At 47.7% G+C, this 13,148-nt stretch carries 6 protein-coding genes, 1 tRNA gene and 2 rRNA genes; 1 reads left to right on the top strand and 8 read right to left on the bottom strand.

The window, feature by feature from the left end; translation table 11 throughout:
* Positions 1–89: 89 nt before the first annotated feature.
* The 3 genes from MKX34_RS29635 to MKX34_RS29645 all read right to left on the bottom strand — a co-directional run bounded on the left by MKX34_RS29635 (position 90) and on the right by MKX34_RS29645 (position 4,893).
* Positions 90–3,016, bottom strand: a 23S ribosomal RNA gene (locus tag MKX34_RS29635).
* 142 nt (positions 3,017–3,158) lie between these two features.
* A tRNA-Ala gene (locus tag MKX34_RS29640) sits at positions 3,159–3,234 on the bottom strand.
* Between the two features lie 101 nt (positions 3,235–3,335).
* Positions 3,336–4,893: ribosomal RNA gene (locus MKX34_RS29645) — 16S ribosomal RNA — on the bottom strand.
* Together the 16S and 23S rRNA genes with 1 tRNA gene alongside form the textbook arrangement of a ribosomal RNA operon.
* Positions 4,894–5,297: 404 nt before the next feature.
* Here MKX34_RS29645 and MKX34_RS29650 point away from each other — a divergent pair.
* Entirely contained in the window at positions 5,298–6,554 is a 1,257-nt protein-coding gene (locus MKX34_RS29650; protein WP_036678676.1) for an MFS transporter, read from the top strand.
* 4 nt (positions 6,555–6,558) lie between these two features.
* Here the strand turns inward: MKX34_RS29650 and MKX34_RS29655 are convergent, their stop codons facing one another.
* The 5 genes from MKX34_RS29655 to ligA all read right to left on the bottom strand — a co-directional run bounded on the left by MKX34_RS29655 (position 6,559) and on the right by ligA (position 13,094).
* Positions 6,559–8,418: a PBP1A family penicillin-binding protein gene (locus tag MKX34_RS29655; protein ID WP_076297073.1), complete on the bottom strand. Its 1,860-nt coding sequence runs from the start codon at positions 8,416–8,418 to the stop codon at positions 6,559–6,561.
* On the bottom strand, positions 8,415–8,999 hold the full coding sequence (locus MKX34_RS29660; protein ID WP_036678672.1) for a HAMP domain-containing protein: 585 nt from the start codon (positions 8,997–8,999) through the stop codon (positions 8,415–8,417). Before MKX34_RS29660 ends, MKX34_RS29655 begins: the two co-directional genes overlap by 4 nt.
* 62 nt (positions 9,000–9,061) lie before the next feature.
* Positions 9,062–10,174 carry a HAMP domain-containing sensor histidine kinase gene (locus MKX34_RS29665; RefSeq protein ID WP_036678670.1) on the bottom strand — a complete coding sequence of 371 codons (1,113 nt, stop codon included), beginning with the start codon at positions 10,172–10,174 and terminating at the stop codon, positions 9,062–9,064.
* A gap of 19 nt (positions 10,175–10,193) precedes the next feature.
* Positions 10,194–10,901, bottom strand: a complete 708-nt coding sequence (locus tag MKX34_RS29670; RefSeq protein WP_036678667.1) for a response regulator transcription factor — start codon at positions 10,899–10,901, stop codon at positions 10,194–10,196.
* Positions 10,902–11,081: 180 nt separating this feature from the next.
* Positions 11,082–13,094, bottom strand: a complete 2,013-nt coding sequence (gene ligA, locus MKX34_RS29675) for an NAD-dependent DNA ligase LigA (protein WP_036678665.1) — start codon at positions 13,092–13,094, stop codon at positions 11,082–11,084.
* Positions 13,095–13,148: the final 54 nt, after the last annotated feature.

Here is a 13,148-nt window from a genome sequence, read left to right on the forward strand (position 1 = left end):
TCATCACCAGAAGTGACAATAAATTTCTAAGCGTATTTCAGGCTTAATCGCCTGAAAACTGAATCCGAAACGAATTTGCATTCTAAGTATAGGATAAGCCCTCGACCGATTAGTATTGGTCAGCTCCATGCATTGCTGCACTTCCACCTCCAACCTATCTACCTCGTCGTCTTCAAGGGGTCTTACTAATTGGGAAATCTCATCTTGAGGGGGGCTTCACGCTTAGATGCTTTCAGCGCTTATCCCGTCCGTACGTAGCTACCCAGCCATGCTCCTGGCGGAACAACTGGTGCACCAGCGGTACGTCCATCCCGGTCCTCTCGTACTAAGGACAGCTCCTCTCAAATTTCCTGCGCCCACGACAGATAGGGACCGAACTGTCTCACGACGTTCTGAACCCAGCTCGCGTACCGCTTTAATGGGCGAACAGCCCAACCCTTGGGACCTACTTCAGCCCCAGGATGCGATGAGCCGACATCGAGGTGCCAAACCTCCCCGTCGATGTGGACTCTTGGGGGAGATAAGCCTGTTATCCCCAGGGTAGCTTTTATCCGTTGAGCGATGGCCCTTCCATGCGGTACCACCGGATCACTAAGTCCGACTTTCGTCCCTGCTCGACTTGTAGGTCTCGCAGTCAAGCTCCCTTATGCCTTTGCACTCTGCGAATGATTTCCAACCATTCTGAGGGAACCTTGGAACGCCTCCGTTACTCTTTAGGAGGCGACCGCCCCAGTCAAACTGCCCGCCTGACACGGTCCCCGTACCCGATTAGGGCACTAGGTTAGAACCTAGATACGATCAGGGTGGTATCCCAACGGCGCCTCCACCGAAGCTTGCGCTCCGATTTCTACGGCTCCCACCTATCCTGTACAGATCGTACCCAAATTCAATATCAAGCTGCAGTAAAGCTCCATGGGGTCTTTCCGTCTTGTCGCGGGTAACCTGCATCTTCACAGGTATTAAAATTTCACCGGATCTCTCGTTGAGACAGCGCCCAAGTCGTTACGCCATTCGTGCGGGTCAGAATTTACCTGACAAGGAATTTCGCTACCTTAGGACCGTTATAGTTACGGCCGCCGTTTACTGGGGCTTCGGTTCATAGCTTCGGGTTACCCCTAACCACTCCCCTTAACCTTCCAGCACCGGGCAGGCGTCAGCCCGTATACTTCGCCTTGCGGCTTCGCACAGACCTGTGTTTTTGCTAAACAGTCGCTTGGGCCTTTTCACTGCGGCCCCCTCGTGCTATTCACACTACCGGGGCACCCCTTCTCCCGAAGTTACGGGGTCATTTTGCCGAGTTCCTTAACGAGAGTTCTTCCGCGCGCCTTAGAATTCTCTTCTCGCCTACCTGTGTCGGTTTGCGGTACGGGCACCTTCTCCTGGCTAGAGGCTTTTCTTGGCAGTGTGAGATCATGACCTTCGCTACTACAATTTTCGCTCCCCATCACAGCCCAGCCTTAATGATGTGCGGATTTGCCTACACATCAGCCTCACTGCTTAGACGGACATCCATCAGTCCGCGTCACTACCCTCCTGCGTCACCCCATCGCTCATAGCGGATTACGGTGGTACAGTAATTTCAAACTGTTGTCCTTCGACTACGCCTTTCGGCCTCGCCTTAGGTCCCGACTTACCCTGAGCGGACGAGCCTTCCTCAGGAAACCTTGGGCTTTCGGCGGATCAGATTCTCACTGATCTTTTCGTTACTCATACCGGCATTCTCACTTGTGTAGTGTCCAGCGCTCTTTTCAGTACACCTTCAACCCCTACACAACGCTCCCCTACCCCAGATACATACGTATCTAGCCATAGCTTCGGTGGTGTGTTTAGCCCCGTTACATTTTCGGCGCAGAGTCACTCGACCAGTGAGCTATTACGCACTCTTTCAATGGTGGCTGCTTCTAAGCCAACATCCTGGTTGTCTGTGCAACTCCACATCCTTTCCCACTTAACACACACTTGGGGACCTTAGCTGATGGTCTGGGCTGTTTCCCTTTTGACAATGGATCTTAGCACTCACTGTCTGACTCCCGGCAATAAGTATATGGCATTCGGAGTTTGACTGAGCTTGGTAATCCTTGCGGACCCCGCACCCAATCAGTGCTCTACCTCCACTACTCTTATACCGAGGCTAGCCCTAAAGCTATTTCGGGGAGAACCAGCTATCTCCGAGTTCGATTGGAATTTCTCCGCTACCCCCACCTCATCCCCGCACTTTTCAACGTACGTGGGTTCGGGCCTCCAGTGCGTGTTACCGCACCTTCACCCTGGACAGGGGTAGATCACACGGTTTCGGGTCTACGTCCACATACTAAATCGCCCTATTCAGACTCGCTTTCGCTGCGGCTCCACCTTCTCGGCTTAACCTTGCATGTTAAACGTAACTCGCCGGTTCATTCTACAAAAGGCACGCCATCACCCATAGATCGGGCTCTGACTTTTTGTAAGCACACGGTTTCAGGTTCTATTTCACTCCCCTTCCGGGGTGCTTTTCACCTTTCCCTCACGGTACTGTTTCACTATCGGTCGCCAGGTAGTATTTAGCCTTAGCAGATGGTCCTGCTGGATTCATACGGGGTTTCACGTGCCCCGCACTACTCGGGATCCGTCTCGGAGAGAACACAGTTTAGGTTACAGGGCTTTTACCTCTATCGCGGGCCTTTCCAGACCTCTTCACCTACCATATTCCTTTGTAACTCCATGTGAGACGTCCCACAACCCCTAAGAGCAAGCTCTTAGGTTTAGGCTGTTCCGCGTTCGCTCGCCGCTACTGACGGAATCACTATTGTTTTCTCTTCCTCAGGGTACTTAGATGTTTCAGTTCCCCTGGTCTGCCTCTACACACCCTATGTATTCAGGTATGAGTAACTGCGAATTACCACAGCTGGGTTTCCCCATTCGGACACCCCCGGATCAAAGCTTGCTTACAGCTCCCCGAGGCAGTTTCGTTGTTCGCCACGTCCTTCGTCGGCTCCTGGCGCCTAGGCATCCTCCGTGTGCTCTTATTAGCTTAACCTTGATTTTTCCGAAGAAAAATCTCACTAATAACATTTACTTGTTTACACAAGTTGCTAAAAGATGTTCTAAAACGCAAATTCGTTTCGGTATCCAGTTTTCAAGGATCAAGTGTATAGACATAACAAATAGATGAAGTTTGTTGGTGGAGCCAAGCGGGATCGAACCGCTGACCTCCTGCTTGCAAGGCAGGCGCTCTCCCAGCTGAGCTATGGCCCCGCAAATTCCATCAAAACCGAACAAATGGATACACGTTAATTAGTTTTGGAAGCTTAGCTTCCGATTTGAATGTCTTCATTGCAGAAGACGATTCTCCATAGAAAGGAGGTGATCCAGCCGCACCTTCCGATACGGCTACCTTGTTACGACTTCACCCCAATCATCTACCCCACCTTCGGCGGCTGGCTCCCTTGCGGGTTACCCCACCGACTTCGGGTGTTGTAAACTCTCGTGGTGTGACGGGCGGTGTGTACAAGACCCGGGAACGTATTCACCGCGGCATGCTGATCCGCGATTACTAGCAATTCCGACTTCATGCAGGCGAGTTGCAGCCTGCAATCCGAACTGAGACCGGCTTTGATGGGATTGGCTCCACCTCGCGGCTTCGCTTCCCGTTGTACCGGCCATTGTAGTACGTGTGTAGCCCAGGTCATAAGGGGCATGATGATTTGACGTCATCCCCACCTTCCTCCGGTTTGTCACCGGCAGTCACTCTAGAGTGCCCAGCATTACCTGCTGGCAACTAAAGTTAAGGGTTGCGCTCGTTGCGGGACTTAACCCAACATCTCACGACACGAGCTGACGACAACCATGCACCACCTGTCTCCTCTGTCCCGAAGGCCGCTGCTATCTCTAGCAGATTCAGAGGGATGTCAAGACCTGGTAAGGTTCTTCGCGTTGCTTCGAATTAAACCACATACTCCACTGCTTGTGCGGGTCCCCGTCAATTCCTTTGAGTTTCAGTCTTGCGACCGTACTCCCCAGGCGGAGTGCTTACTGTGTTAACTTCGGCACCAAGGGTATCGAAACCCCTAACACCTAGCACTCATCGTTTACGGCGTGGACTACCAGGGTATCTAATCCTGTTTGCTCCCCACGCTTTCGCGCCTCAGCGTCAGTTACAGCCCAGAAAGTCGCCTTCGCCACTGGTGTTCCTCCACATATCTACGCATTTCACCGCTACACGTGGAATTCCACTTTCCTCTTCTGTACTCAAGCCACCCAGTTTCCAGTGCGACCTCAGGTTGAGCCCAAGGTTTAAACACCAGACTTAAATAGCCGCCTGCGCGCGCTTTACGCCCAATAATTCCGGACAACGCTTGCCCCCTACGTATTACCGCGGCTGCTGGCACGTAGTTAGCCGGGGCTTTCTTCTCAGGTACCGTCACTCCGGTAGCAGTTACTCTACCGGACGTTCTTCCCTGGCAACAGAGCTTTACGATCCGAAAACCTTCATCACTCACGCGGCGTTGCTCCGTCAGGCTTTCGCCCATTGCGGAAGATTCCCTACTGCTGCCTCCCGTAGGAGTCTGGGCCGTGTCTCAGTCCCAGTGTGGCCGTTCACCCTCTCAGGTCGGCTACGCATCGTCGCCTTGGTGGGCCGTTACCCCACCAACTAGCTAATGCGCCGCAGGCCCATCCCTCAGTGACAGATTGCTCCGTCTTTCATTCTTCTCTCAGGAGAAAAAAGAAATTATCCGGTATTAGCTACCGTTTCCGGTAGTTATCCCAGTCTGAAGGGCAGGTTGCCTACGTGTTACTCACCCGTCCGCCGCTAAGTTACTTTGAAAGCAAGCTTTCAAAGTAACTCCGCTCGACTTGCATGTATTAGGCACGCCGCCAGCGTTCGTCCTGAGCCAGGATCAAACTCTCCAATTAGTATTGAAAAGAGCGATATGCTCATTTTGAAACTGACGATTCATTAAATGAATCTCTTTAAAAATTAACGTGTTCCATTTGTTCAGTTTTCAAAGAACTTGCTCCCAGCATTTCGACATTCAATGTCTCTTGCACAGGAATTAGAGTGTATCATGTTTGTTTCTATATTGTCAACTTATTTTTTCATCGCTTGTGTTTCGTATGTGCGATGCGTCGTAAGCACAAGAGATAATATACCATGCTGTCATTGAGTTTGCAAGCTTTTTTTGAAATAAAAAAATCATTCGTATAAATAACTTCGATACAACACAAATTGATACCATTCATCCATTATTTGTGGCTAAATAGAATTTATCGTATTCGCCAATCTTACCTTCTAACTAACAGTACAGAGAGGAGTCAAAATGAAGACCAAACCTACAGACGCTGCGTCCACGGTAGACAGCAAGGACAAGGAGCAGCGTAATCTGCAGCAGGCAACGATTTATAAAATTTTGTTAGCTGTCAGTTTTGTTCATTTATTTAATGATTCTATACAGGCAGTCATTCCAGCAATCTTCCCTATTCTCAAAGATAATCTACTGCTCTCTTTCGCCCAGATTGGATGGATCTCATTCGCTTTAAATATGACGTCATCAGTAATCCAACCCGTCATTGGATATGCTGCAGACCGTAAACCCCGTCCTATATTATTACCACTAGGTATGTGCAGCACATTTTTAGGTGTACTTCTATTGGCTTATGCCAATAGCTATTTTCTGGTCTTATTCTCGGTTATCCTGATCGGATTCGGTTCAGCCACCTTCCACCCAGAGGGTATGCGTGTTGCTCATATGGCCGCAGGTCAGCGAAAGGGATTGTCGCAATCTATTTTTCAAGTGGGCGGCAATGCTGGACAGTCCCTTGGTCCAATGCTTACGAAATGGGTATTCATCCCCTTTGGCCAGATTGGTGCCCTAGGCTTCACGATCGTCGCGGCTGCCGGAATCGCTGTTCAGACCTATGTAGCTCGCTGGTATAGAGAAATGCTAGATGCCGGTTATACCTTTCATAAAAAATCAACAGCACGAGCAATCGACCCCGCCCGCCGAAAAAGCATACGAACAGCAACGATTATTCTTGTATTCCTAGTCTTTGTTAGGTCTTGGTATGGCGCTTCTATCGGTAGCTACTACGCCTTCTATCTAATGGACAAATATCAAATGACACTGGATAAAGCCCAAATCTATATTTTTATGTATTTGGCTGCTGGCGCAGTGGGTACATTTTTTGGGGGTCCGCTGGCTGACCGTTTTGGACGGCGTAATCTCATCTTACTGTCAATGGTGGGAACCGTCCCCTTTGCGCTTGCTCTACCCTTTGTAGGTCCATTATGGGCGGCTGTATTGCTGCTGATTGGCGGTTTCATACTTCTGTCCAGCTTCTCCGTTACCGTCATTTATGCTCAAATGCTATATCCGGGCAACATTGGCACAGTTTCAGGTCTGATCACGGGACTTGCTTTTGGACTCGGCGGGATCGGCTCATTAGTCCTCGGCAACCTCATTGATAGTATCGGGATTGCTAAAGTGTTCATCGCTTGCGGCTTCCTCCCGCTGCTTGGGTTTCTTGCCTTGCTGCTTCCTAGAGATGAGAAATTAGAAGAATGGGCGGCGCAATAACTTCTCAATGATCACTTAAGGCTTTACTCATTACTGTAGAAAATAGAGCGGCAGCCTTCCCGCTGCCTTCAGTCATATAATTATCCTGATTCGTACGATCAAAACCCATCCATACCGCAGCTGTCCACTCCGAAGTATAGCCTACAAACCAAAGATCCCGATTGGCTTTCTTGCTCACGCCAGCCAAGTCCAATTGGGTCGTACCGGTCTTTCCCGCTACTGGTCTGTTCATCTGCGCTTTTTTCCCTGTTCCTTCATTAACAACATTGCGTAACATAGCCGTCATCGCTTCTGCGGTACGCGGCGAGATTACCTGACGTGATTCAGAGGGATGAGTATACAAGACCTTCCCTTTTGAATCCGTTATGGAGCGCACCATATGAGCCGCATTAAATTTGCCTCCACTAGCAAAGACACTGTAGGCCTGGGCCATTTTTAGTGGAGAAACCCCATTATGAAGCCCCCCCAAAGCTATAGATAAATGATTGTCCTCCTCCGTCAGTACAATTCCTAATTTGGCGGCAAATTGCCGCGCAGAAGAGATTCCAACCTGCTTCAATAGCCAAACAGCTGGTGCATTGATGGACTTTTTCAAAGCTGTATTCATTGTAACCTGACCTTGGTATATACCGTTCAAGTTCTCAGGCTTATAGCTGCCATAAGCAACTTTACGGTCGGACAGCACACTATTCGAGTTGAATTTCCCGCTCTCGAGTGCAGGTCCATAATCAATGATCGGCTTAAAGCTGGAACCAGGCTGACGTGCATCAATAATAGCTCTGTTCAAATTGCCCTCGTTTTGATCTCGCCCACCAATCAACGCCACTACTTCTCCTGTACGATGATCCATTATGGTCATAGCTGCTTCTACCTGCTGATCTTTTCCGTCAGGTGGAAATGAAGCCTCTTTGAGAACGGCCTGCTCAAGTGCCTGCTGTGCTTTGATGTTCAAACCTGTAACTATAGTGTAGCCGCCTGTACGAAGCTCCTCTACGGATTTCCCTGTGATCTGAGCCGCTTCCTTAAGGGCGGCATCCACATAATACACTCCGGCAACCCCATTTTCGACCGCAGCTGGAGGCTGATATTGTTTATTCAGAGCTTCCTGCATTTGCTCATACGTGATTAGTCGCTGATTGAACATCATCTTTAGCACTAGATTTCTTCTCGTTTTAGATAATGCACTATTGTCTACTGGGTTATAAATAGAGGGGCCTTTAGGGATTCCCGCCAGAGTGGCTATTTGCCAGATCTCCAATTTTTTCAGATCAGACACGCCGAAGTAACGCTTCGCTGCTGCTTTTACTCCATATTGTCCCCGCCCCATATAAATCTGATTGAGGTACAGCTGCAAAATCTCACGTTTCGTCAGTCGCTGCTCCAAGGCAAAAGCAATAGAGGTTTCATTTAACTTACGCAGCATGTTCTTATCTCTGTTCAAATAAAGATTGCGAGCAAGCTGTTGAGTAATACTACTGCCACCTTCTGATAAACTCATGTCCAAGATATTTTTTAAGAAAGCGCGTGATATCCCTTTATAATCGACCCCTTGATGGCTATAAAAACGGCGGTCTTCTACTGTTAAAAAGGTATTTATCAATAAAGCCGGCATCTCCTCAAGCTCTGCTGTAAGCCTATAACCCGAGCTCGGTAGCGGAGTCATTCGTATAACTGTTCCATCTGAAGCTGTGATGATGCTTGATTCTGGCAATTGCAGCCTATCCTCATGCCGGTTAAGTACGATCCCCCCATACTGGTATACATAAAAAAAAATCAAAAGCGCCAATACCGTACTAATAACACTCACATCAAATAATAGGTACCCTACTCGCAATATCCGGGTGCGTGCATTCCATCTGCTCATGATTCGATAATCAGGTTCTCCAGGAACCGCTCCATACTGCGCACTTCATCATTCGCTGCTGCAAGAAGTGTATGTACTTCCGCCTCATCCTCTTCAACCTCACGGAGGGTGCGAAGTATCGCCCTAGTCCTTATTAATAAAGCTACTGCTGGTGTGTCCTCTATCCGCTTTGAGCTTGCATCCCTATCTGGAACTTCTATTCTTTGCATTCGATTGAGGTTAGCAGCAATTTCACCTATTTCTCCTCCAGAAAGAACCTTGATGTTCTGAGCGACTCCTTTGTCTGCCAGCTCCGAGGTTCCCACCACTAGCGAGCGCAAATCATCAGCTATTTTCTGTGAACGAAGAACATACAGCCCACCGAAGACTAGAATAAATAGAAGGATGGCACTAGGGGTTTGACCCAAATGATTAATAACCCAATGAATAAGCCGGACAAAAAAGGCTTCTGATTGGCCCGAATAATGAGAATACAGCAAAGCGACAGCCCGCTGGACAACAAAAAGAAAGGCAGCACTCAAAAGAGCGCAACCCATAAAAATATATAAATAGCTGATACGAACCGTCCGAAGTTTTGGCATGGTAGTTCCCTCCTTGTGCCACAAGGATAACTTCCAAATCTTAAGAACCCGCCAGAGTTTTCTTAAGATTCTATGAAGAATGGGAAACGGGTAATAAAATCCGTGCGAAGAGATGTACTTTCTACATAAATAACGCCATTGTGGCGTTCGATGATACTTTTGGCAATCGCAAGTCCAAGCCCTGAGCCACCTGTATGCTGTGAACGCGACTTTTCTGCCCGATAGAATCGTTCAAAAATAAAAGGGATATCACTTTCCGCAATCCTGTCTCCAAAGTTGCTAATACGGACCACAGCATCCTTTTCCTTTTTACTGAAACCTATCTCCAATTTTCCGCCGCTTCTGCCGTAACGGATCGCGTTAGTAATCAGATTTTCATAAGCACGTACTAATTCTTTAGGCGAAGCCTCTATCCATAACTCATCAGCAACGTCCTCGATCTCATAGACCATATCCGCCTTTGTTAGTTCAGGAACCGACTCCTCGGCCAGCTGCCGTATGAAAGCCTTCAAATCCAATCTCTGCATAACCAAAGGGTACTCTCCACTATTTACACGTGTGTATTCAAAAAGATCATCGATCAGTTTACGCAGCACCAGGGATTTGTTGTAGGCTATATCCACGTAATACCGTATTTCCGCTTCTTCCTGACATCGATCTTGTTCGATGTATTCCAGAAAACCCAAGACAGAGGTAAGCGGGGTGCGTAAATCATGGGAAACACCTGTGATCAAGTCATTTTTTGCATTTACAGCTTTACGTTCCTCCTCTATGGAGTGCTGCAAACGCTCAGCCATTTCATTAATATTCTCAGCCAGCACACCCAGCTCATCCGTGGTTCTGACTTCAATTCTATGGGACATCCCGGAGCTTGTAATTTCTCGAATCCCTTTTGTGATCTCTTCCAGATACAGCACAACTTTACGAGTGTAGATAAAAAAGAATAATAAAAAGCTGATAATACCCGCTGCTGTCATTAGTGGCATAGAACCAATATGATTAATAATCCAGCGCAGTATGCGTGAATAGGGCGCCGACTCTGAAGCCGGATTTAGATAGATCATAAAGTTGACGAGTTGGTACCCTGCCATAAGCAGCAAAGCGCCTGAAAGCACACTCAGCAAAAAAGCGAACATAAACTTCCAGCGAATCGTCGTTATATATTTAGAATTCAAGAAGCCTCACCTAATCCTTTCAGGAAGGTCCGTCCAATTTATAGCCAACTCCCCAGACGGTTTGTATGTAACGTGGGCGTTTCGAATCGATTTCGATTTTGTCTCGGAGATTACGAATATGTACCATCACTGTGTTACCGCCATCTAGAAAAGGTTCATTCCATACCTTATTGTAAATTTGCTCCAAGCTAAGCACTTGACCTTGGTGTCTCGCCAAAAGCTCTAGAATAGAGAATTCCCGCGGAGTCAGTTTAATCTTCTGCTGGTCTACATACACCTCATGCTTAGACGTATCTATAGTCAGATCCTCAAAGCTTAGTTTGCTGTCGTTTCCCAACGTATTACTATCCTTATTAAATCCGTGATAACGGCGCAGCTGTGATTTTACTCGTGCCACAATCTCCAAGGGATTAAACGGCTTGCCCACGTAGTCATCTGCCCCGAGGCTCAGGCCGGAGATTTTGTCCATATCTGTATTTTTGGCTGATAGTATGATAATTGGCATTTTCCGCTCTTCACGGATTTTCATACATGCAGCTAACCCGTCCATTTTAGGCATCATGACATCAAGAATAATTAGATCAACTTCCTCTTTCTGCAGACATTCCAGCGCTTCCATTCCATCATAAGCCTTTAGCAGTCTATAGCCTTCATTACAGAGATAAATCGTTAACAGTTCTACAATTTCCTTCTCATCATCTACTAACAATATCGTTTCTCTCTTCACAGGAAGGGTTTCCTTTCAAATATAGTAATAAATATCTATAGCCTATATATTAGCAGATCATCCGAATTTTTTTCTAAAAAAGAAACGTTTAGTTGTATCCACGCAAAAAAGGCCCCTGCTCCTCTCGCACTTAAACGAAATGGAACCCGGAACCTTTTGGAATCGAATATAGTTTGTTACTTACATATCCAACAAGCGAATTAGCTCATCTTCATCCTCAATGACCTGAATGCCTAACTGCTGCGCTTTAGCCAGCTTACTGCCAGCTTTTTCACCAGCGATAACTAAATCTGTCTTCTTGGACACACTTCCGGACACCTTTGCTCCGAGTGCTTCCAGACGTTCAGCTGCTTCATCTCGGGTAAGCTTTTGCAAGGAACCGGTCAATACGACCGTTTTGCCACTAAAGAAGGAATCGGTACTAACAGGACGTGGCGCCTCAGGAGCCTTCGCTTCCACACCCAACGCCCGCAAGCGGGAAACATTAGCTACTACAACTGGATCTGCGAAGAAGCTGACAATGCTCTCGGCGACAATCCCACCAATGTCTGGTAACTCAGCGAGCTCCTCGGCTTTGGCCTGCATCACGGCATCCAGATCGCGGAAATGATCAGCCAACATCTTCGTCGTTGCTTTACCTGTGTTAGGGATCCCTAACGCAAAGAGAAATGAAGCAAGATCTCTACCTTTGCTATCTTCTAAAGCTTGCAGCAAATTCTGTGCTTTTTTCTCACCAAAACGGTTCAGCTGTACGAGCTGCTCAAAGTTCAGTTCATACAGATCCGCAGAGTCATGTACATTAAGCTCATCATAGAGCTGACCCGCCGTCTTCTCACTGAATGTCTCAATATCCATCGCATCACGCGAAGCAAAGTGGGTGATCCGACTGATAATCTGCGGCCTACAATTCAGTTTATTGTTACAGAAAAGATGTGCTCCGCGCATTTCTAACGGATATCCACAAGCTGGACAATCCTCAGGGAAAATAATCTCTCCACCGTCATTCTCCTCTGTTACCTTGCCGAGAATTTCTGGGATAACATCATTGGAACGGCGAATAAAGACCCGCGAACCTAAGGCGAATTTCAAGTTTTTGCGCTCAATATCACCCACATTATTCAGGGTGCAGTTCTGAACGGTAACTCCAGCAAGCTCTACAGCCTCAACCCGAGCCAGCGGAGTCACTTTACCTGTACGACCTACATTCCAGCTAACAGACTCCAGCACGGTCGTCGTTTCTTCGGCTTCAAATTTATAAGCTACTGCCCAACGCGGGAACTTGTCAGTGTATCCAAGCACCTCACGGATTCTGAAATCCGTGACCTTAATTACAGCCCCATCAATGAGGTAATCGAGACTCGAACGACTCTCCTCGATTCCAGCAAGCTGCTCAGTTACATCATCAAAATCATTGCAGTAGGTCAGGTATGGGTTCACTTTAAATTTGTTATTCCGCAGAAAATCCATCATTTCCTGATGATCAGCGAACTCCGCACCTTCTGCAAAGCCTACATTATAGAAAAAAGCGTTCAAACGGCGGTCCGCAGTAGTCTTCGGATTAAGATTACGCAGTGCACCTGCTGCTGCATTACGCGCATTCTTCAGCGGCTCTGCAGCCCTTGTATTATAATCAGCCAGCACAGACAGATTCATAATCCCTTCACCCTGAACCTCAATGACCCCATCCTTGAAGGGAATCGTCAATGGAACGGATTTGATGGTCTTCACCTGTGCAAGTATTCCTTCGCCAACTACACCATTGCCACGCGTCGATGCCTGTTCGAGAACACCATTACGATAGGTTAAATTCAGCGTTAAGCCATCGAACTTCAGTTCTACTGCATAACAAGGATCAGGAAGAGGGTTGTCTGGATTCTTAAGATTGTATTCATTCACTAACCGGAGCACCCGGGTATTCCAGCTGCGCAGCTGTTCAATATTCTGTGCTTTATCCAGACTCCAAAGCGGTGCCAGATGCCGATGCGGCGTGAAGCCCTTAAGCAGCTCTCCACCTACACGTTGTGTAGGCGAATCTGGTAGCACGAAGCCACTCTCAGCCTCCAGTGCTACAAGCTTGTCGTATAAAACATCGTATTCCTTATCGCTGACTAGCGGTGCATCCAGCGTGTAGTAGTGGTAATTATAATTATTTAATTCCGCAACAAGCTCTTCCATCACATGCATAGCATCCATGCAGGTACATCCCTCCGTCAATAAGTTTCCTAAAGTTAGCGTGGTCTAAATATC

Source organism: Paenibacillus sp. FSL R5-0636, assembly GCF_037974255.1.
GTDB classification, from domain to species: Bacteria; Bacillota; Bacilli; order Paenibacillales; family Paenibacillaceae; genus Paenibacillus_AQ; species Paenibacillus_AQ odorifer.

Excerpts from the sequence above, each read along its gene's own strand:
- MKX34_RS29650 (WP_036678676.1), top strand. The coding sequence starts at position 5,298 with ATGAAGACCAAACCTACAGACGCTGCGTCCACGGTAGACAGCAAGGAC.
- MKX34_RS29655 (WP_076297073.1), bottom strand. The coding sequence starts at position 8,418 with ATGAGCAGATGGAATGCACGCACCCGGATATTGCGAGTAGGGTACCTA.
- MKX34_RS29660 (WP_036678672.1), bottom strand. The coding sequence starts at position 8,999 with ATGCCAAAACTTCGGACGGTTCGTATCAGCTATTTATATATTTTTATG.
- ligA (WP_036678665.1), bottom strand. The coding sequence starts at position 13,094 with ATGGATGCTATGCATGTGATGGAAGAGCTTGTTGCGGAATTAAATAAT.